The 20,073-nt window shown below is 71.3% G+C and carries 20 protein-coding genes; 8 read left to right on the top strand and 12 right to left on the bottom strand.

Annotated features, from left to right (window positions below; genetic code table 11):
- Positions 1–2: 2 nt before the first annotated feature.
- Positions 3–560 carry an acyl-CoA thioesterase gene (locus F1615_RS12095; RefSeq protein ID WP_149548910.1) on the bottom strand — a complete coding sequence of 186 codons (558 nt, stop codon included), beginning with the start codon at positions 558–560 and terminating at the stop codon, positions 3–5.
- 120 nt (positions 561–680) lie between these two features.
- On the opposite strand from F1615_RS12095, the gene F1615_RS12090 reads away from it, so the two are divergent.
- Positions 681–1,952 carry an LCP family protein gene (locus F1615_RS12090; RefSeq protein ID WP_208818293.1) on the top strand — a complete coding sequence of 424 codons (1,272 nt, stop codon included), beginning with the start codon at positions 681–683 and terminating at the stop codon, positions 1,950–1,952.
- A 58-nt stretch (positions 1,953–2,010) separates the two neighbouring features.
- Here F1615_RS12090 and F1615_RS12085 read toward each other — a convergent pair whose 3' ends face one another.
- Complete coding sequence (locus F1615_RS12085) at positions 2,011–2,376, bottom strand: four-helix bundle copper-binding protein (protein ID WP_149548909.1); 366 nt, start codon at positions 2,374–2,376, stop codon at positions 2,011–2,013.
- A gap of 230 nt (positions 2,377–2,606) precedes the next feature.
- On the opposite strand from F1615_RS12085, the gene F1615_RS12080 reads away from it, so the two are divergent.
- Positions 2,607–3,770 carry a phospholipase D-like domain-containing protein gene (locus tag F1615_RS12080; RefSeq protein WP_149548908.1) on the top strand — a complete coding sequence of 388 codons (1,164 nt, stop codon included), beginning with the start codon at positions 2,607–2,609 and terminating at the stop codon, positions 3,768–3,770.
- Positions 3,771–3,811: 41 nt separating this feature from the next.
- On the opposite strand, the gene F1615_RS12075 is transcribed toward F1615_RS12080, so the two are convergent.
- Positions 3,812–4,969 carry an acyl-CoA dehydrogenase gene (locus tag F1615_RS12075; protein WP_149548907.1) on the bottom strand — a complete coding sequence of 386 codons (1,158 nt, stop codon included), beginning with the start codon at positions 4,967–4,969 and terminating at the stop codon, positions 3,812–3,814.
- A gap of 176 nt (positions 4,970–5,145) precedes the next feature.
- Here F1615_RS12075 and F1615_RS12070 point away from each other — a divergent pair, with 176 nt between their 5' ends.
- Positions 5,146–6,489 (top strand): UDP-glucose dehydrogenase family protein, encoded by a 1,344-nt coding sequence (locus tag F1615_RS12070; protein ID WP_149548906.1) that lies wholly within the window; start codon positions 5,146–5,148, stop codon positions 6,487–6,489.
- A 255-nt stretch (positions 6,490–6,744) separates the two neighbouring features.
- On the opposite strand, the gene F1615_RS12065 is transcribed toward F1615_RS12070, so the two are convergent.
- Positions 6,745–7,251 carry a CGNR zinc finger domain-containing protein gene (locus F1615_RS12065; protein ID WP_149548905.1) on the bottom strand — a complete coding sequence of 169 codons (507 nt, stop codon included), beginning with the start codon at positions 7,249–7,251 and terminating at the stop codon, positions 6,745–6,747.
- A 137-nt stretch (positions 7,252–7,388) separates the two neighbouring features.
- On the opposite strand from F1615_RS12065, the gene F1615_RS12060 reads away from it, so the two are divergent.
- Both F1615_RS12060 and F1615_RS12055 read left to right on the top strand, forming a co-directional pair.
- The gene (locus F1615_RS12060) at positions 7,389–7,748 is read left to right on the top strand and encodes a VOC family protein (protein ID WP_149548904.1); all 360 of its coding nucleotides are present in this window, start codon (positions 7,389–7,391) and stop codon (positions 7,746–7,748) included.
- Positions 7,749–7,765: 17 nt separating this feature from the next.
- Positions 7,766–8,158, top strand: coding sequence for a VOC family protein (locus tag F1615_RS12055; RefSeq protein ID WP_149548903.1), 393 nt, complete (start codon positions 7,766–7,768; stop codon positions 8,156–8,158).
- 9 nt (positions 8,159–8,167) lie between these two features.
- Here F1615_RS12055 and F1615_RS12050 read toward each other — a convergent pair whose 3' ends face one another.
- From F1615_RS12050 to F1615_RS12035, 4 genes are all read right to left on the bottom strand, one after another.
- The gene (locus F1615_RS12050) at positions 8,168–9,295 is read right to left on the bottom strand and encodes a dipeptidase (RefSeq protein WP_149548902.1); all 1,128 of its coding nucleotides are present in this window, start codon (positions 9,293–9,295) and stop codon (positions 8,168–8,170) included.
- Positions 9,296–9,417: 122 nt separating this feature from the next.
- The gene (locus tag F1615_RS12045) at positions 9,418–10,596 is read right to left on the bottom strand and encodes a dipeptidase (protein WP_149548901.1); all 1,179 of its coding nucleotides are present in this window, start codon (positions 10,594–10,596) and stop codon (positions 9,418–9,420) included.
- A 14-nt stretch (positions 10,597–10,610) separates the two neighbouring features.
- The gene (purE, locus tag F1615_RS12040; protein ID WP_149548900.1) at positions 10,611–11,135 is read right to left on the bottom strand and encodes a 5-(carboxyamino)imidazole ribonucleotide mutase; all 525 of its coding nucleotides are present in this window, start codon (positions 11,133–11,135) and stop codon (positions 10,611–10,613) included.
- The gene (locus F1615_RS12035; protein ID WP_149548899.1) at positions 11,132–12,271 is read right to left on the bottom strand and encodes a 5-(carboxyamino)imidazole ribonucleotide synthase; all 1,140 of its coding nucleotides are present in this window, start codon (positions 12,269–12,271) and stop codon (positions 11,132–11,134) included. Before F1615_RS12035 ends, purE begins: the two co-directional genes overlap by 4 nt.
- A 153-nt stretch (positions 12,272–12,424) precedes the next feature.
- Between F1615_RS12035 and F1615_RS12030 the strand changes: the two genes are divergently transcribed.
- Positions 12,425–12,913 (top strand): GtrA family protein, encoded by a 489-nt coding sequence (locus F1615_RS12030; protein ID WP_149548964.1) that lies wholly within the window; start codon positions 12,425–12,427, stop codon positions 12,911–12,913.
- A gap of 31 nt (positions 12,914–12,944) precedes the next feature.
- Here the strand turns inward: F1615_RS12030 and F1615_RS12025 are convergent, their stop codons facing one another.
- The gene (locus F1615_RS12025; RefSeq protein ID WP_149548898.1) at positions 12,945–14,219 is read right to left on the bottom strand and encodes an ATP-binding protein; all 1,275 of its coding nucleotides are present in this window, start codon (positions 14,217–14,219) and stop codon (positions 12,945–12,947) included.
- Between the two features lie 33 nt (positions 14,220–14,252).
- The gene (locus F1615_RS12020; protein ID WP_103546455.1) at positions 14,253–14,930 is read right to left on the bottom strand and encodes a response regulator transcription factor; all 678 of its coding nucleotides are present in this window, start codon (positions 14,928–14,930) and stop codon (positions 14,253–14,255) included.
- 512 nt (positions 14,931–15,442) lie between these two features.
- On the opposite strand from F1615_RS12020, the gene F1615_RS12015 reads away from it, so the two are divergent.
- A complete protein-coding gene (locus F1615_RS12015; RefSeq protein WP_149548897.1) occupies positions 15,443–16,939 on the top strand; it encodes an oligopeptide:H+ symporter in 1,497 nt (498 codons plus the stop codon).
- Between the two features lie 654 nt (positions 16,940–17,593).
- Here F1615_RS12015 and F1615_RS12010 read toward each other — a convergent pair.
- The gene (locus tag F1615_RS12010) at positions 17,594–18,148 is read right to left on the bottom strand and encodes an ATP-binding protein (protein ID WP_149548896.1); all 555 of its coding nucleotides are present in this window, start codon (positions 18,146–18,148) and stop codon (positions 17,594–17,596) included.
- Between the two features lie 245 nt (positions 18,149–18,393).
- Entirely contained in the window at positions 18,394–18,771 is a 378-nt protein-coding gene (locus F1615_RS12005; RefSeq protein WP_037939920.1) for an STAS domain-containing protein, read from the bottom strand.
- Between the two features lie 250 nt (positions 18,772–19,021).
- On the opposite strand from F1615_RS12005, the gene F1615_RS12000 reads away from it, so the two are divergent.
- Positions 19,022–19,936, top strand: coding sequence for an RNA polymerase sigma factor SigF (locus F1615_RS12000; RefSeq protein ID WP_149548895.1), 915 nt, complete (start codon positions 19,022–19,024; stop codon positions 19,934–19,936).
- The last annotated feature ends 137 nt before the right edge of the window (positions 19,937–20,073 follow it).

The raw sequence follows: 20,073 nt of genomic DNA, 5'->3' as shown, positions 1-20,073 counted from the left end.
GCCTAGTCCTCGAACCCCTCCGCCGCCCGCTTCTCGCGCAGTTCCATGATCGCCCGGCGGCGGGCCAGCCGGTGCGTGCGGCGGATCTGGGCCTCCTGGTAGCGGCGCTTGTCCTGCTCGGTCTCCGGTATCACCGGCGGCACCCGGCGCGGCTTGCCGTCGGCGTCGACGGCCGCGAACACCAGGTACGCCGAGCCGACCTGGGTGGGCGGCGTGGACTCGTTCCAGCGCTCCGCCAGTACCCGCACGCCGACCTCCATCGAGGTCCGGCCGGTCCAGTTGACCTGGGCCTTCACATGGACCAGGTCACCGACGCGGACCGGCTCCAGGAACGCCATCTCGTCCATGGAGGCGGTGACGGCCGGCCCTCCGGAGTGCCGTCCGGCGACGGCGCCCGCCGCGTCGTCGACCAACTTCATGATCACCCCGCCGTGCACCGTGCCCAGGAGGTTGGTGTCGTTGTGGGTCATGATGTGGCTGAGGGTCGTACGGGACGCCGCGATGGGCTTGCCCGGGATGTCCGGACTCTCCGTGGCTGCGGCTGTGGCCTGGTCTGTCATGGACTCCACCTTATGCCGACGTGCCGTCCGCCCTGTTTTGTGTCAGCTTCGCAACAGCGCTGACCTGATTTTCCGACGACCCTTGTATGGCGCAGTGCCCGGACCTGCACACTGTCTCCCATGACTGATTGGCCCGAGGCACGGTCCGACGACAACCGCGGCGGACGCTACGGACGCGGGAGCGCGAGCGCACGGCCCGAGGGCGCCCGCGTCATGCGGCAGGTCCGCCGCGGCCCGGCGGCACCTCCCGGGCAGGGCGCCTACGGTGGCGTCCCGCAGCAGCCGTCGTACGTGGACGGGCACGGGCACGGCCCCGACGGCTACGACAGCGGCTACAACACCGGCCAGGTCTACGGCACGCCCGGCGGCGGTGGCCCCGGCGGTGACGGCGGCTACGGCCCGCAGCGTCCCGCGCCCGACTGGCGCCGCCGCATCAAGTGGACGGCGATCACCCTGGTGACCGTGCTGGTCGTGACGACCGTCGGCACCTACTTCTGGGCCGACTCCAAGCTCAACCGCGAGGTCGACCTGTCGAAGGTGATCGAGCGGCCGGAGAAGGGCTCGGGCACCAACTACCTGATCGTCGGCTCCGACAGCCGCGCGGGCATGTCCGCCGAGGACAAGAAGAGGCTGCGCACCGGGTCCGCCGAGGGCAAGCGCACGGACTCGATGATGATCCTGCACACCGGCGACAACGGCCCCACCCTCATCTCGCTGCCCCGGGACTCGAACGTGGAGATCCCGTCCTTCAAGGGCTCCGAGTCGGGCAAGACCTACCCCGCGACCGGACGGCAGGTGAAGCTCAACGCCGCCTACGCCGAGGACGGGCCCGAGCTGCTGGTCCGCACGGTCGAGTTCAACACCGGCCTGTACATCGACCACTACGTGGAGATCGGCTTCGCCGGCTTCGCGAGCATCGTGGACGCGGTCGGCGGGGTGGAGATGGACATCCCGCAGGACATCAAGGACACCAAGTCCGGCGCCGACCTCAAGAAGGGCAAGCAGACCCTGAACGGCGAGGAGGCCCTCGCCTTCGTCCGCACCCGCTACGCGCTGGCCGGCTCGGACCTGGACCGTACGAAGAACCAGCAGAAGTTCCTCTCCGCGCTCGCCAACCAGGTGGCCACGCCGAGCACGGTCCTCAATCCCTTCAGGCTCTACCCGACCATGGGCGCCGGCCTGGACTCCCTGATCGTCGACAAGGACATGGGCCTGTTCGACCTGGCCGACATGTTCTGGTCGATGAAGGGCGTCAGCGGAGGCGAGGGCACGTCCATGAACATGCCGATCGCCGGCAGCAGCGGCGGCAACCTGCTGTGGGACAAGGCCAAGGTGAAGCAGCTGGTGAACCAGCTGAACAACGACGAGAAGGTCACGGTCAAGGGCAACTGACGCGCGATCCGGCCTGGGGCACCCCCGCGGGGGTGCCCCAGGCCGCTTTCCGGCGGCGTCACATCGTGGCGCCCGCCATGGCACGGCACATCTCGGAGCAGCGGCGACAGGACTCCGCGCAGCGCGTCATCCGGTCGTCGTCCGGCATGGACATACACGCCTCGGCGCCCATGTCGCACGCCTGCGCGCACATCATGCACATCTCGTTCGCCAGCGGTGAGCGGCGCATCATCATGTCCGCGCACATGCGGGTCATCTCCGAGCAGTCCATGAGTGCCCGCATGATCTGCATCCGGGCCTGGCCGCCCATCTGGAGACAGGAGCTCATGGTCTCCTCGCACACACCGTGGCAGGACATGCAGGCCTGGACGCAGTCCTGCATCTCCTGGCTCATCGGTTCCGTGGCGGGCTGCTGCTGGGTCATGGTTCCTCCCGGGGGGACGGCGGGGGCCGGCACTCGGCCCCCGCCCCTCCGTCCTACGCCCCCCGCCCCATGACCACCACATGACGGCACCGCCCGCCCGGCTGTCCGCTCGTCGGGCCCGGGAACGGGATGTCTGCTTGGAAGTCCGGGCAACGGCAATAAGTGGTGGGGCGCCCGGGTCGGACCGACGACACGACGAGGGCTCGACGAGTGGCACAGGGAGAGAGGGCATGACACCACAGGCGGAGAGACAGCGGCTGCGCAGACGGCTGGAGCGGCTCATCGGCATCGCCGCGACCGAGGGCAACGAACTCGTGCCGCTGCGCAACGGCGACCAGATCTTCCCCGCGATGCTGGCGGCCGTCCGCGCCGCCGAACACACCGTCGACATGATGACCTTCGTGTACTGGCGGGGCGACATCGCGCGGGAGTTCGCCGGCGCCCTGTCCGACCGGGCCCGCGCGGGAGTCCGCGTACGACTGCTGCTGGACGGTTTCGGGGCCAAGGAGATAGAGCCGGAGCTGCTTCGGTCCATGGAGGAAGCCGGTGTCCAGGTGGCCTGGTTCCGCAAGCCCACGCGGCTGTCGCCGATGCGGCAGAACCACCGCTGCCACCGCAAGGTCCTGGTCACCGACGAGCACACCGCCTTCACCGGGGGCGTCGGCATCGCCCAGGAGTGGTGCGGCGACGCCCGCAACCCCGACGAGTGGCGCGACACCCACGTCCGGGTCCGGGGACCCGCCGTGGACGGCATAGCCGCGGCCTTCGCCCAGAACTGGGCCGAGTGCCACGACGACCTGTACGACGATCACGACCGGTTCACCGCCCAGGAACAGCCCGGGAGCGCCACGGTCCAGGTGGTGCGCGGCTCCGCGAGCTTCGGCTGGCAGGACATGCAGACACTGCTGCGCGTCGTGATCACCTCGGCGCGGGAACGCTTCCGGCTGGCCACGGCCTACTTCGCGCCCGACGCCTACTTCATCGACCTGCTGGCCGCCGCCGCCCGCCGGGGGGTGCGGGTGGAGATCCTGCTGCCGGGACCGCACACCGACCAGCGGGCCTGCCTGCTGGCCGGGCGGCAGCACTACCAGACGCTGGTCGACGCCGGTGTGGAGGTGCGGGAGTACCAGCCGACCATGCTCCACACGAAGATCATCACGGTGGACGGGGTCTGCTCCCTCATCGGCTCCACCAATTTCAACCGCCGCTCGCTGGAGCACGACGAGGAGGTCATGCTGGCCGTCCTCGACGAGGACTTCACCGCTGAGCTCGACTCCGACTTCGACGCCGACCGCAAGCTGAGCGAGCCGGTCGACCCGGCCCGCTGGAAGCGGCGCCCGCTGAGAGAGCGCCTCGCCGAGGCCTCGGTCACGCCGATCCGGCGTTTCCTGTGAGGCGCTCCCGGGCCGGACGTCCCGGCCCGGGAGGGGGAAGGCTACGGCAGGTTGCGGGCCATGACGATGCGCTGGACCTGGTTGGTGCCCTCGTAGATCTGCGTGATCTTCGCGTCGCGCATCATCCGCTCGACCGGGTAGTCGCGGGTGTAGCCGTAGCCGCCGAGGAGCTGGACGGCGTCCGTGGTGACCTCCATGGCGACGTCGGAGGCGAAGCACTTGGCGGCGGCGCCCTGGAAGGTCAGGTCGCTGTCGCCGCGCTCGGACTTGGCCGCGGCGGCGTAGGTGAGCTGGCGGGCGGCCTCGATCTTCATGGCCATGTCGGCGAGCATGAACTGGACGCCCTGGAAGTCGGCGATCGGCTTGCCGAACTGCTTGCGCTCGGTGACGTAGCCCTTGGCGTAGTCGAGGGCGCCCTGGGCGATGCCGAGGGCCTGGGCGGCGATGGTGATGCGGGTGTGGTCCAGCGTCTTCATCGCGGTGGCGAAGCCGGTGCCCTCCTCGCCGATCATGCGGTCGGCGGGGATGCGGACGTTGTCCAGGTAGACCTCGCGGGTCGGCGAGCCCTTGATGCCGAGCTTCTTCTCGGGGGCGCCGAAGGAGACGCCCTCGTCGGACTTCTCGACGACGAAGGCGGAGATGCCCTTGGAGCGCTTGGTGGGGTCGGTGACGGCCATCACCGTGTAGTACTCGGACTCCCCGGCGTTGGTGATCCAGCGCTTCACGCCGTTGAGGACGTAGCTGTCGCCGTCGCGGACGGCCCTGGTCTTCATGCCGGCGGCGTCGGAGCCGGCGTCCGGCTCGGAGAGGCAGTACGAGAACATCGCGTCGCCCTTGGCGAGCGGGGTCATGTACTTCTTCTTCAGCGCCTCGGAGCCGGAGAGGATGACCGGCAGCGAGCCCAGCTTGTTCACGGCGGGGATGAGGGAGGAGGACGCGCAGACGCGGGCCACCTCCTCGATCACGATGACCGTCGCGAGGGCGTCCGCGCCGGCGCCGCCGAACTCCTCGGGTACGTGGACGGCGTGCAGGTCGTTCGCGACGAGCGCGTCGAGCGCCTCCTGCGGGAAGCGGGCCTCCTCGTCCACCGCGGCGGCGTACGGCGCGATCTTCGCCTCGGCCAGTGAGCGGACGGCGTCGCGGAGCATGTCGTGCTCCTCGGACGGGCGGTACAGGTCGAAGTCAGCCGATCCGGCCAAGGTTTCTCACGCTCCAAGACTGCGATGCTGGTCACGCTAACTACCGTTAAGTAACTCAAATTTTATGCCTTCATCCATCGTCGTGGATAGGTGAGCTTGACGACAGCCGACCGGTGCCCGTCCCGGCTCCCCGGATATGCTCGGGCGCGCACTGCCCGATGACCCCTGGAGCACCCATGGCCCTCAAGATCACCGTGATCGGCACCGGTTATCTCGGAGCGACCCACGCGGCGGCCATGGCGGAGCTGGGGTTCGAGGTGCTGGGGCTCGATGTCGTACCGGAGAAGATCGACAAGCTCCGGCGCGGTGAGGTCCCCATGTACGAGCCGGGGCTCGAGGAGCTGCTGCGCCGGCACGTCGCGGGGATCGAGGGGTCGAGCGGACGGCTGCGGTTCACCATGGACTGGGCCGAGGTGGGCGAGTTCGGCGATGTCCACTTCGTGTGCGTGAACACCCCGCAGCGGCACGGTGAGTACGCCTGCGACATGTCGTACGTCGATTCCGCGATCGCCTCGCTCGCGCCGCACCTGAAGGGCGCGGCGCTGGTCGTCGGCAAGTCCACCGTGCCGGTGGGCTCGGCCGACCGGCTGGCCGCCTACCTGGCGGAGCACGCCCCGGCCGGCGAGGACGCGGAGCTGGCGTGGAACCCGGAGTTCCTGCGCGAGGGCTTCGCCGTCGACGACACACTGCACCCGGACCGGATCGTGGTGGGCGTGCGCAGCGAGCGGGCGGAGAAGCTGCTGCGGGAGGTGTACGCCGGTCCGGTCGGGGAGGGTTCTCCGTTCGTGGTGACGGACTTCCCGACGGCGGAGCTGGTGAAGACCTCCGCGAACTCCTTCCTGGCCACCAAGATCTCCTTCATCAACGCGATGGCGGAACTGTGCGAGGCGACGGGCGGTGACGTCGCCAAGCTGGCGGAGGCCATCGGCTACGACGACCGGATCGGCGCGAAGTTCCTGCGGGCCGGGATCGGTTTCGGCGGCGGCTGTCTGCCCAAGGACATCCGGGCGTTCATGGCGCGGGCGGGTGAGCTGGGCGCCGACCAGGCGCTGACGTTCCTGAGGGAGATCGACTCGATCAACATGCGCCAGCGCGGCCGGATGGTGGAGCTGACCCGGCACGCGCTGGGCGGCGGGCCGTTCCTCGGCAAGCGGGTGGCGGTGCTGGGCGCGACCTTCAAGCCGGACTCGGACGACGTCCGGGACTCGCCGGCACTGAACGTGGCCGGGCAGATCCACCTGCAGGGCGGCCAGGTCACGGTCTACGACCCGAAGGGCATGGACAACGCCCGCAGCATCTTCCCGACCCTGGGGTACGCCGGCTCGGCGCTGGAGGCGGTGCGCGGGGCGGACGTCGTCCTGCATCTGACGGAGTGGCGGGAGTTCCGCGAGCTGGACCCGGCGGAGCTGGGCGAGGTGGCGGCCGAGCGGCTGATCCTGGACGGGCGCAACGCGCTCGACGCCGAGACGTGGCGGCGGGCCGGGTGGCGCTTCCGTGCCATGGGGCGCCCCGGCGCCTGACGGGCGCCCGGTACGACGGGCGCCCGGTACGACGGGTGACGCCGGTTCGGCCGAGGCTCAGTCGGCCGAACCGGCGTCCTGTTGCATTCTGCCCCACCGGGCGCGGGCGCGGTGCGGCTACGCGCCCTTCCCAACGGGTCCGGCGAAGTCCGCCGGGGTTCGGCAGCGCCCTGAAGGGGCGCGGGGAACCGCGCGACCGGCCACGACGGCGCCGCAGACGATCGACGGCACGTCGCCGTACTTCCAGCGGAGCGCTCAGGCACCCTTCGCCCGGTACCGGCGCATCTTCGCGCGCGCCCCGCACACCTGCATCGAGCACCAGCGGCCGCGTCCGGCGGGGCTGCGGTCGTAGTAGGCCCAGTGGCAGTCGGCGGCCTCGCACGCCTTCAGCCGGTTCCAGGTGCCCGCCGTGACCGCCTCGGCGACGGCGGCGGCGATCCTGGAGAGCAGGGGCCCGTCGTCGACCGGGGCGAGGGCGGCGGAGCCGTCGGCGGTGTCGACCGTGACCACCAGGGGCGCCCCGGCGAGCAGGTCGCCCAGCGGGGTGACGGCGCGGTGCGGCGGGTGGCCGGCGTGGGCGAGCAGGGTCGCGCGCAGGGACTCGCGCAGTTCGCGGGCGGAGTCGGCGGTGTCCTCGGTGAGCCCGAAGGGCGCCCGGCCGTCCGCGGTGTCCAGCGCGTCGCCGCCCGTTTCGACGTCCAGCGTGTTGACCAGGGCCTGGACCAGGGCGAGCCCACCGGGCGGGGCCGATCTCTCACTCATGCCTGGACCGTACCTCTCGGCTCTCGGCTCTCCGGCTCAATCCCCTTGCGGCGTTACCTCCTATGGTGCAGCATGCAGTAACGGTTACCTGTTGCTTGCAGATACAGGTAACAGCTTTCGGCATCGAGGAGGAAGTCATGTCCGTGGCCAAGGTGGGCGCCGTCGTCCTGGACTGTCCCGATCCGCGTGCGCTGGCCGGGTTCTACGCCGGGATCGTGGGCGGCACGGTGGAGGACGAGGGCGACTGGGTGGACCTGAAGGTGCCCGGCGGCCCGGCGCTGGCCTTCCAGGCGGCCCCGGGACACGTACCGCCCCAGTGGCCGGCGGCGGACCGCTCGCAGCAGTTCCATCTGGACCTGACCGTCGAGGACCTGGACGCGGCCGAGAAGGAGGTGCTGGCACTGGGCGCGAAGCCGCTGGACACCGAGGACCGGTCGCGGACCTTCCGGGTTTACGCGGACCCGGCCGGGCACCCGTTCTGCCTGTGCGCCTGCTGACATCCCGGGAGGAATCCATGGCCGCGGTGGCCCGCCTGCGCAGTGTCGTCCTCGACTGCCCCGATCCGCGCGAACTGGCCGTCTTCTACGCGGCCGTGGGCGGCGGCACACCCGTCGAGGAGGACCCGGACTGGGTGGTGCTCCAGGTCCCCGCGGGGCCGCGGCTGGCCTTCCAGCGGGCGCCGGGGTACACCCCGCCGGACTGGCCGCGCGCCGACCACGGCTCCCAGCAGTTCCATCTCGACTTCGACGCCGGGGGGACCTGGGAGGAGGTCGACGCGGCCGAGGAGAAGGTACTGGCGCTGGGGGCACGGGTGCTGGACCGGGAGGACGACAGGAACAAGGACTTCCGGGTGTACGCCGATCCCGCGGGGCATCCCTTCTGCCTGTGCCGGATCGAGCAGCCGTAGGGGGCGGGCTCAGCCGTCCAGCTCGGCGATCGTCGCCGTCGACGGGGGGCGGCGCTGCTGGGCGGCGTGGGCGGTGAAGTCGGCGCCGCGCAGCACCCGCTGGACGTTGCCCCAGGTCAGCAGGGCCACGTCGGCCTCCTCCCAGCCGCGCCGCAGCAGTTCGGCGATCAGGGTGGGGTAGCAGGAGGTGTCGCGGAGTTCCCGCGGGTGGGCGCTCCTGGTGTCGTAGGTGCCGGACAGGCCGACGCACTCCGGCCCGGCGAGGGTGCGGATGTGGTCGAGGTGGTCGGCGACGTCACGGACGGTCGGGCCGGCCTGTTCGGCGGTCAGCGGCACCAGGCACAGGCCCTTGGCCTCCCCCACCTCGGCGAGCAGTTCGTCGGGGAGGTTGGCCGGGTGGGGGCGCAGGTCGCGGGCGGCCGAACGGGTGAACATCACGGGCGCCTTGGAGAGGGCGAGGACCCGCCGGATCGTCGGGGTGGAGGCGTGGGAGAGGTCGGCGACCAGGCCGAGCCGGTTCATCTCGCGGACGACCTCCTCGCCGAACCGGGTGAGCCCCGCCTCGCCCGCCCAGGAGGCCCCCGCCAGGGTGAGCACGCGCAGCCCGAGGGCGTGCAGCGAGCGCAGGACGCTCAGTGAGTCGCCGAGGGCGGCGGCACCGGCGGGGCCGAACAGCACCGCCACCCGGCCGCAGTTGCGGGCGTCGACGATCTGCCCGGCGGTGCGGGCGGGCCGCAGGCCCTCGGCGTGGGCGGCGACCACCGCCTTCGCCAGGTCCAGCTGCTCCAGGGTCGCGCCGACGGCCCGGTCGCCGTCGTGTCCCTCGGGCAGGTGCAGCGACCAGAACACGGCACCGACCTGGCCCCTGCGCAGCCGGGGCACGTCCGCGTCGACGGCGCTCTCCCCTAGGTCGAGGTCGTACCAGGGCAGCCGGCGCAGCGCCTGGGGCAGCCCGCTGTAGCCGTCGGCGACGGGGTGGGCGGCTAGGACGGCACGGGCCCGGGTCAGCGGGGCGTCGTCCGGATCGGAGACGGGTTCGTACACCTCCGGCCCGACGACCACCGCCTCCTCCGGGTACGGCTCGTCGGCCCGCCCGGCCTCGGCGGCGGGGTGCAGGTCGTCCTGGAGATCGGCCATAACGGGCTCCGTACGTCGTGACCTCGGCAGTACGGTCACCGTCGCACGGAGCACCCGCGGCCTTCCTGGTGGACGCGGCGTTCGGGGGTACGGCCGCCCCGGAGCCCCGCCGGCGGGGCGGGTCAGGCGTCGAGGGACTCCAGGGTGGCGTGGGACGGTGCGCGCGTCGACCGCAGGTCCCGGGCCACGTCCTCCGCGGCGCCCAGCACCCGTACCGCGTTCTGCCACGTGAGCTTGGCGAGGTCGGACCTGGACCAGCCGCGGTCGAGGAGCTCGGCGATCAGGTTCGGGTAGGCGGAGACGTCGTTCAGGCCGTCGGGGGTGAAGGCCGTGCCGTCGTAGTCGCCGCCGATCCCGAGGTGGTCGATGCCGGCGGCCTCGCGCATGTGGTCCAGGTGGTCCGCCACCGTGGAGACCGTGGCGACCGGACGCGGGTGGGTCTCCTCGAAGGCTCGGTGGACCTTCATCCCCTCGGCGGTGGTGTCGAGGTGGTGGAAGCCGTGCGCGCGCATGTTCTCGTCGGCCGCGGCGGTCCAGTCGACGGCCGCCTGGAGCACGAACTTCGGGACGAACGTCACCATCGCGATGCCCCCGTTGGCGGGCAGCCGCTCCAGTACGTCGTCCGGGATGTTGCGCGGGTGGTCGCAGACCGCGCGGGCGGAGGAGTGGGAGAAGACCACCGGCGCGGACGTGGCGTCCAGCGCGTCCCGCATGGTCGTCGCGGCGACGTGGGAGAGGTCGACCAGCATGCCGAGCCGGTTCATCTCCCGGACCACCTCGCGGCCGAACGCCGACAGACCGCCCACGCCTGGCTCGTCGGTCGCCGAGTCCGCCCACGGCACGTTGAAGTTGTGCGTGAGGGTCAGGTAGCGCACCCCGAGGTCGTACAGCCCCCGGAGCGTCCCGAGGGAGCACGCGATGGAGTGGCCGCCCTCCGCGCCCATGAGGGAGGCGATACGGCCCTGGGCGCGTGCCGCCTCCATGTCGGCGGCGGTCAGCGCGGGCGCCAGGTCCTTCGGGTGACGCGCCATCAACCGCCGTACGCAGTCGATCTGTTCCAGCGTCGCCGGGACCGGGTCCGGCAGGTCCGCGCGGACGTACACCGACCAGAACTGCGCCCCGACGCCGCCCGCGCGCAGCCGGGGGATGTCGGTGTGCAGGTGGGCGGACTGGTCACCGGCGATGTCGCGGGCGCCGAGGTCGTAGCGGACCTGTTCGCGCAGCGCCCAGGGCAGGTCGTTGTGCCCGTCGACGACGGGGAACTCGGCGAGCAGCGCGCGGGCGTCGTCGAGGGACGTCATGGCACCCACCCCGCTCACGTGCCGAAGCCGAAGCCGCCGCCGGACCCCTCGGCCTTGGCGCGCAGCCGCTTGCCCTTCTCGGTGGCCTGGTCGTTCAGCTCCTGCTGGAAATCCCGCATCCGGCCGAGGAGTTCCTCGTCGTGGGAGGCGAGGATCCGGGCCGCGAGCAGGCCCGCGTTGCGGGCTCCGGCCACGGAGACCGTGGCGACCGGGACACCGGCCGGCATCTGCACGATGGACAGCAGGGAGTCCATGCCGTCGAGGTACTTCAGGGGCACGGGCACGCCGATGACGGGCAGCGGGGTGACCGAGGCGAGCATACCGGGCAGGTGGGCGGCGCCGCCCGCGCCGGCGATGATCACCTTCAGGCCCCGGTCCGCGGCCTGCTCGCCGTACGCGATCATCTCGCGGGGCATGCGGTGCGCGGACACGACGTCGACCTCGTAGCCGATCTCGAACTCGTCGAGGGCCTTGGCCGCCGCCTCCATGACGGGCCAGTCGGAGTCCGACCCCATGACGATGCCGACAACTGGGCTCATTCGGTGATCGTGCCTCTCAGGTAACCGGCTGCGTGACGGGCGCGCTCCAGCACGTCGTCCAGGTCGTCGCCGTAGATGTTGACGTGTCCGACCTTGCGGCCGGGCTTCACGTCCTTGCCGTACATGTGGATCTTCAGCTGGGGGTCGCGGGCCATGCAGTGCAGGTACGCGGAGTACATGTCCGGGTAGTCGCCGCCGAGGACGTTGACCATGACCGTCCACGGCGCGCGCGGGCGCGGGTCGCCGAGCGGGAGGTCGAGGACCGCCCGGACGTGGTTGGCGAACTGCGAGGTGATCGCGCCGTCCTGGGACCAGTGGCCGGAGTTGTGCGGGCGCATCGCGAGCTCGTTGACGAGGACGCGGCCGTCGCGGGTCTGGAACAGCTCGACGGCGAGATGGCCGACGACGCCGAGTTCCTTGGCGATGTTCAGCGCCATCTCCTCGGCCCTCAGGGCGAGGGTCTCGTCGAGGCCGGGAGCGGGCGCGATGACCGTGTCGCAGACGCCGTTCACCTGGCGGGACTCCACCACCGGGTAGGCGACGGCCTGGCCGTGCGGGGAGCGGACCACGTTGGCGGCCAGCTCGCGCACGAAGTCGACCTTCTCCTCGGCGAGGACGGGGACACCGGCCCTGAACGGCTCGGCGGCCTCCTCGGCGGAGTCGACGACCCATACGCCCTTGCCGTCGTAGCCGCCGCGGACCGTCTTGAGGACGACGGGAAATCCCTCGCCCTCCGCCGCGAACGCGGCCACGTCCTGCGGATCGGCGACGATGCGGTGCCGCGGGCAGGGCACGCCGATCGCGTCGAGCTTCGCGCGCATCACGCCCTTGTCCTGGGCGTGCACGAGCGCGTCGGGGCCCGGGCGGACGGGGATGCCGTCCGCCTCCAGGGCCCTGAGGTGCTCGGTGGGCACGTGCTCGTGGTCGAAGGTGATCACGTCGCAGCCGCGCGCGAACGCGCGCAGCGTCTCCAGGTCGCGGTAGTCGCCGACGACGACATCGCCGACGACCTGCGCCGCGGAATCCTGCGGAGTGTCACTGAGGAGCTTGAATCTGATGCCGAGCGGGATGCCCGCCTCGTGTGTCATACGAGCGAGCTGGCCCCCGCCGACCATGCCGACTACCGGGAACGTCACGCCCCCAGGGTATCGGCCCGCGCCACGGTGGCCGATTTCGCACCCGTCGCACGGGAAGGACCGCGGTCACCGCCCGCGTCCGCAGGAAGATCGCGCGGGTGGGTGGTTAGCATGGCTGGGTTGACGCATTCGACGGACGGGAGCCTGCAGACGATGGAACGCGGTTCCTCGGGGCTTCGGCGGCTCTTCCGGGAAGTGGCCAAATTCGGCGCGGTGGGAGGAGCCGGAGTACTGGTCAACCTGGGCGTCTTCAACCTGGTCCGCCAGGTGACCGACCTCCAGGTGGTCCGGGCGAGCGTCATCGCCACCGTCGTGGCGATCATCTTCAACTACGTCGGATTCCGCTACTTCACCTACCGGGACCGCGACAAGTCCCGCCGCACCCGGGAGATGTCACTCTTCCTGCTGTTCAGCGCGGTCGGCCTGGTGATCGAGAACGGCGTCCTGTACGCGGCTACCTACGGCTTCGGCTGGGACAGCCCGCTGCAGAGCAACGTCTTCAAGTTCCTGGGCATCGGCGTCGCGACCCTGTTCCGCTTCTGGTCCTACCGGACGTGGGTGTTCCGTGCGCTGCCGGCCCGGGGGCCGGTGGCCGGGTCGGGCCCGGTCACCGGGGGCCGCGCGAAGCAGCGCGTCCCGTAGGGGGTGTCCGGCACCCCCTGGCCCGCCCCGCTCAGCGCACCGTCCGGCGGTTCTCCTCGTCCGCGGACCGCTGCGGGGGCGTGCGGGACAGGAACAGGCCGAAGACGGCCGGGCTGGCCTGGAGCATCTCCAGCCGGCCGCCGTCCGCCTCCGCCAGGTCCCGGGCGACGGCGAGTCCGATGCCGGTGGAGTTGCGGCCGCTGATCGCCCGTTCGAAGATCCGTGCGCCCAGGTCGGCGGGGACACCGGGACCCTCGTCGGTGACCTCGACGACGACCTGGTTGCCGGTGACCCGGGTGCGCAGGGCGACCGTGCCGCCGCCGTGCATCAGCGAGTTCTCGATCAGCGCGGCCAGCACCTGCGCGACCGCGCCCGGCGTGCCCACCGCCCGCAGCTCCCGCTTGCCGGAGGTGACGATCGCGCGGCCCGCGCTGCGGTAGGCGGGGCGCCACTCGGCGAGCTGCTGCTTGATCACCTCGTCGAGGTCGAAGGTGACCGCGGAGCCGGTACGGGGGTCGCGGGAGTTGGTGAGCAGCCGCTCCACCACGTCCGTCAGCCGCTCCACCTGCGTCAGCGCGATCGTCGCCTCCTCCTTCACCGTGTCCGGGTCGTCGGTGAGGGTGATCTCCTCGAGGCGCATCGACAGGGCGGTGAGGGGGGTGCGCAGCTGGTGGGAGGCGTCGGCGGCCAGGCGCCGCTCGGCGGTCAGCATGCGGGCGATGCGCTCGGCGGAGGCGTCCAGCACGTCCGCGACCCGGTCCAGCTCGGGGACGCCGTAGCGGCGGTGACGGGGGCGCGGGTCGCCGGAGCCGAGACGTTCGGCGGTCTCGGCGAGGTCGGTGAACGGGGAGGCGAGCCGGCTCGCCTGGCGGATCGCCAGCAGCACCGCCGCGATCACCGCGAGCAGCGCCACCAGGCCGATGATCAGCAGCGTGCGGCCGACCTCCCGGGTCACCGAGGAGCGCGGTTCCTGGACGGTGACCGTCTCGCCCTCCTCGCCGGGTGCCGAGGCGCTGATGACGTCGCCGTCCGGCTTGGCGCCGACCTCGATGGGCGGCTTGCCGGGGATCCGGACGACGGCGTACCGGTCCTCGGTGATCTGGTCGCTCAGGATCTCGGCGGTGACCTTGTCCTCGACGAGCAGCCGGCTGTCGACGATGCTGGCCAGCCGCACCGCCTCGGACTCCACCCGCTCCCTGGCGGTCTCGCTGATCGTGCGGGTCTCGACGATCACCAGGGAGACGCCGAAGACGGCGATCACGACGAGCACCACGGCGAGCGTGGACTGGATCAGGCGGCGGCGCATGTTCTCTTACCCACTGCGAACCCCGGGCGGGGTTCAGCTCTTCTCGAAGCGGAAACCCACACCGCGCACGGTCGCGATGTAGCGGGGGTTGGCCGCGTCGTCGCCGAGCTTCTTGCGCAGCCAGGAGATGTGCATGTCGAGGGTCTTGGTGGAGGACCACCAGGTGGTGTCCCAGACCTCGCGCATCAGCTGGTCGCGGGTGACGACCCGGCCCGCGTCGCGCACCAGGACCCGCAGCAGGTCGAACTCCTTGGCGGTGAGCTGGAGCTCCTCCTCGCCCATCCACGCCCGGTGCGACTCGACGTCGATGCGCACCCCGTGGGTGGCGGGCGGCTGCTGGGGCTCGGTTGAGCCGCGCCGCAGCAGGGCGCGGACCCGGGCGAGCAGCTCGGCGAGGCGGAACGGCTTGGTGACGTAGTCGTCGGCGCCCGCGTCCAGGCCGACGACCGTGTCCACCTCGTCGGCGCGCGCGGTCAGGATCAGCAGCGGCACCGTGTGCCCCTCGGAGCGGAGCCGGCGGGCGACCTCGAGGCCGTCCATGCCGGGCAGTCCGAGATCCAGCACCACCAGGTCGACGCCGCCCTGCATGCCGGCGTCGAGTGCGCCGGGTCCGTCCTCACGCACCTCGACTTCGTAGCCCTCCCGGCGCAGGGCGCGGGCCAGCGGCTCCGAGATGGACGCGTCGTCCTCGGCGAGCAGTACACGGGTCATGCCAGTGATGGTAGACCCGCCGCGGTGGGCCCCGGGGTGTGATCGCCGCGCTTGGTTCTTACCTCGGGCACACCGTCCTCTCACCTTCGGTGAACCTGGTACGGACCTGGGTCTGTGAGGTGCGATCCTGGAAGGACCTTCGAATGGGTGATCGCGGTTCCTCTGAAACCTGTGATCCGTGTCTCAAGTCCTTCCATATCCGGCACTGTCCTGCCGTATGGTGAATCAACGCCTGTTGCACCACGGGGACCTTTGGCTGGCACTGACGCCGAGGGTCTCTTTTGTGTGCGGGCCGGTTCCCGCCGGCCCCGGAAGGAATGACCTGTGGCCGGGCCTCACCGTGCGTGGACGCGCGCGGAGGAGGCGTGGATCCCGGTGGTCGCCGTCCGCCGCTCCGCGATCCGGAGCGGCCTCCCCCGGGCGTGGGGTGGACGGTACGGCCCGCCGGTGCCGGCCGCCCCCACCGGGCGCGTACACGCTCGCGCGACGCGTCCCGACAGCAAGGATCGACCATGGCGTCCAGCCTGACGAAGGACTCGGTCACCCCGGGCACCCCCGGGTCCGGGAAGACCTTCTTCGGCCACCCCCGCGGACTGGCCACACTCTTCATGACCGAGATGTGGGAGCGCTTCTCCTACTACGGCATGAGGGCTCTGCTCCCGCTGTACCTCGTCGCCCCGGGCGGACTGGGCCTGAGCGCCGGCACCGCCACCGCGATCTACTCGGTCTACCTCTCGCTGGTGTACCTGCTCACGATGCCGGGCGGCTGGTTCGGCGACCGCGTGTGGGGCCCCCGCAAGACCGTCGCCGTCGCCGGCGGAATCATCATGCTGGGCCACCTGACGCTGGCCCTGCCGTCCTCCGGCACCTTCTACGCGGGGCTGGGGCTGGTCGCCATCGGCTCCGGCCTGCTGAAGGCCAACATCTCCACGATGGTCGGCCAGCTCTACCAGGGCCCGGACGACCCGCGCCGGGACGGTGGCTTCACCGTCTTCTACATGGGCATCAACCTGGGTGCCTTCGCCGCGCCGCTGATCATCGGCACCATCGGTGAGAACGTCGACTGGCACCTGGGCTTCGCCCTGGCCGCGCTCGGCATGGGCCTCGGTGTGGCGCAGTTCCTGCTGGGCAGCCGCCACCTGGACGCGCAGTCCAGCGTCGTCCCGAAGCCGCTCTCCGACCAGGAGAAGGCCTCGACGCTGCGCAAGGCCGCGCTGTGGGCGGGCATCGCCGTGGTGGGGTACGCCGTCGTCGGCTTCACCGGCAACTACACCCTGAACTGGGTCCTGGTCCCGCTGACGCTGCTCGGCGTGATCGTCCCGGTGATGGTGATCGCCCGCATCAAGCGCGACAAGGACCTGGACCGGGCCGAGCAGTCGAAGATGTCCGCGTACATCTGGTTCTTCGTCGCCGCCGCGATCTTCTGGATGATCTATGACCAGGGTGGCTCGACCCTGTCGATCTTCGCCGACTCCTCGGCCGAGAACAGCGTCTTCGGCTGGGACTTCCCGGTCTCCTGGTACCAGTCGGTCAACCCGGTCCTGATCATGGCGCTGGCCCCGGTCTTCGCCTGGATCTGGCTGGCGCTGAACCGGCGCGGCAAGGAGCCGAGCACGATCGTGAAGTTCGCCTCCGGCCTGATGCTGGTCGGCGTGTCGTTCTTCCTGTTCCTGGCCCCGCTGTCGATCGCCGAGGGCGGTCACAAGGCGGCCGCGCTGTGGCTGGTGGCCATCTACTTCACGCAGACCGTCGGTGAGCTGCTGCTCTCCCCGGTCGGCCTGTCGGTCACCACGAAGATGGCGCCCGCGAAGTACGCCTCGCAGATGATGGGCGTCTGGTTCCTGGCCGTCACCGCCGGTGACGCCACCACCGGTCTGCTGTCCATCGCCGGTGTCGATCTGAACAAGACGGGCATCGTCGCGATGGAGGCCACGCTCGCCGTGGTCGCCGGTGTGGCGGTGTGGATGTACCGCAACAAGGTCAAGAGCCTCATGGGCGACGTCCGCTGAGCCGTCCCCCTCGCAGCGCCTGGAGGGCCCCGCATCCGCCTGGATGCGGGGCCCTCCGGGCTTTCCGCACGGGCCCGCGCCGGTTGGGGCGGGGCGCGCCGGGGCCGGGGGCCCGCCCCGCCGTACGCGAGCGCGGAGGGCGCGCGTGAGCCCCGGGGCCGGGGCAGGGTGCGATGCCTCGGCGGGGTGGGGGGCCGTGCGCGCCGCGAACGGCCGTACGCGAGCGCAGGGGCCGGGCGGGGGGCCGGCGCGAGCCGCGAACCGGGACGCCTGGCACGGATGCCGGTGCCGTACGCGAGCGCAGGGGCGGGGCCAGGGCCGTGCGCCGGCGCGGTACCAGGCCGGGCGTGAGGCCACAGACGGGAGCGGACGCCGGGCGCGGTGCAGCCGGGCGTGAGCCCACAGGCAGGAGCGGACGCCGGGCGCGGTGCGGACAGGCCGGGGCGCGCGGGATCGGGTAAGGGGTGGGCGCCCGGACGGCTTCGGGCGCCGGACTGTGCCGGGCCGGGCCGGGACGGGCGCAGGGCGGGGACGGGCGCAAGGTGCCGGGTCGTGTGTGCGGGCGCGGGAGCGAGGCGGGAGCGAGGCGGGTGCGGGGCGGGTGCGGGGCCTGTCCCGGAGTGGGTTCGGTGGACGCCGGGGTGAGGTGCCGGGTCAGGCGGGGGTGCCGAGTTCGGCCCAGACCGTCTTGCCCGCGACGTCCGGAACCCGCACGACGCCCCAGTCCAGGCAGAGCCGTTGCACGATGAACATGCCGTGGCCGCCCGGCCGGCCCGCCTGGTGCGGGGTGCGCGGGGCCGGCTGGCCCGTGCCCCGGTCGGTGACCTCCAGCCGTATCACCTTCCTGTCGCAGGTGATGGCCAGGTGGTCGGGCCCCTCCGCGTGCAGGCACGCGTTGGTGACGAGTTCGGAGACGACGAGCAGGACGTCCTCCGCGGCCGCCCGCTGGTCGGCGGAGGCCGCGGGCAGCCAGCCCCACTCGTACAGCGCCTGACGGGTGAAATCACGGGCGAGCGGCACGACGCCGCTCTGGCCGTCGAAGCTCAGCCGGCGGATCCGGCCGCCGTCCGGGGGACCCGACGGCGCGGCCGGCGCGGTCACGCCGCTGTCGGACGCGCCCCCGGCCGGCACCGCGTCCCCGGGCATCCCGGAAGCGCCGCCGGGCTCCTGACCGCGGTCGCCCGGCGAGTAGGGCCGGGTGGTGCTCATCAGCGCTTCACCTCACCGTGTCACCAGTTCACAATGAAAAATTCGCCGTACTCGGTTGGTCACGCGTGCACGGCACATCCGGTTCCCGGAACCCTCGTGACCATCGCGTCCGGCACGTTCAGGAAGTCTCCTGCCCGGGCAGACCGAGGGGACACCCCTGTATTCGCACGAAAAGACGCGACGGACGGTCCTCTCCGGCAGCGGGTGCGACGGGTGCGTCCCGCCGCCGGACGTGCCCCGGCGGCTCACGCCGAATCGTCGGCCAGAGCCGCCTCGAGAGTGTCGTGCACGGTGAACACCGCGTCCGCACCCGTGATTTCGAACACGCGCGCGACCACGGGCTGCATTCCCACGAGGTGAACCCCACCCCCGCCCGCCTCGGCCTTCAGCCGGGCACCGAGCAGTACGTTGAGCCCCGTGGAGTCGCAGAACTCCAACCGGGAGCAGTCGATAACGAGCCGCTTGAATCCCTTGGCGAGGCAGCCCTCCAGTGGCTCACGCAACAAATCGGCGGTGTGGTGATCCAACTCACCCGCCGGAGTCACGACGGCACTGGGGCCCTCTTCTCGCACCTCGACCAGAAGCCGGCCCGACTGTGCGCTGCCGACCGTCCCGCGGTCCATGCCGTCTCTCTCTCCCGAGGTCGTGGCTGCATGCTGACGCCTTCGAACATTACGCCTTCCGGCCACGCATCGACACTCTAACAATCACGCACAAACAGACATATGCGCACAGAGCGCACTTGCGATGAGGTTGCGAGAGCCGGTAGGGCTAGTAGGACACGTACCCGACACGGCCGGCTTTGGAGGCGCCGCACACCGCAGTGCACGTATCGGCTTCGGCAGCCATATGCCGAGAACGATGGAGGACATCATGTCACCCCGGCTCGACGCATCGCCTACCCCTGAAGCGACGTCGACACCCACTCCGGAACATCTGGATCCCATCGAGCGGGACGACCTGGCTGTCGTCCCGGACGACCTGCTCGCCGGACTGCCGGAGATCCCCCCGTACGACGAGGTGGGCCCGGTCGACGCACGGGCTCTGTCCAAGACCCTCTTCGAGCGCCTCGAGTCGCTCGAGGAAGGCACCCACGAGTACTCGTACGTACGCAACACGCTCGTCGAACTGAACCTCGCCCTGGTCAAGTTCGCCGCCTCCCGCTTCCGCTCGCGCAGCGAGCCGATGGAGGACATCATCCAGGTCGGCACCGTCGGCCTGATCAAGGCGATCGACCGCTTCGAGATGTCGCGCGGTGTGGAATTCCCCACGTTCGCGATGCCGACCATCATCGGCGAGATCAAGCGCTTCTTCCGCGACACCTCCTGGTCCGTGCGCGTACCGCGCCGGCTGCAGGAGCTCCGGCTCGACCTCGCCAAGGCCGGTGACGAACTGGCCCAGCAGCTCGACCGCGCGCCGACGGTGGCCGAGCTGGCGGAGCGTCTGGGCATCACCAGGGAAGAGGTCGTCGAGGGCATGGCGGCGTCGAACGCCTACACCGCCTCCTCGCTGGACGCCCAGCCCGAGGAGGACGACGCCGAGGGGGCGCTGGCGGACCGGATCGGTTACGAGGACCACGGGCTCGAAGGCATCGAGTACGTCGAGTCGTTGAAGCCGCTGATCGCCGAACTGCCGCCGCGGGACCGGAAGATCCTGTCCCTGCGCTTCGTCGCGGGCATGACCCAGTCGGAGATCGGCGAGGAACTGGGCATCTCCCAGATGCACGTCTCCCGCCTGCTCTCCCGGACCCTGGTGAAACTGCGCAAGGGACTCACGGTCGAGGAGTGACGGACCCCACGTCCCCTTCCAAGTGACGTGACCGCGCCCCGCGCCCCGCGGGCGCCGGATGCCCGTCCAGGGCACCGGGCACCCGCCGGGCGCGGGGCGCGTCCTGTGGACCGTGGCCGGGTGACGGACCCGTCCCA

This window comes from Streptomyces marokkonensis (genome assembly GCF_008312835.1).
In the GTDB taxonomy this organism is placed as follows: domain Bacteria; phylum Actinomycetota; class Actinomycetes; order Streptomycetales; family Streptomycetaceae; genus Streptomyces; species Streptomyces marokkonensis_A.
The sequence above is the reverse complement of the archived record's forward strand: the minus strand, read 5'-3'. Positions and strand labels throughout refer to the sequence as shown.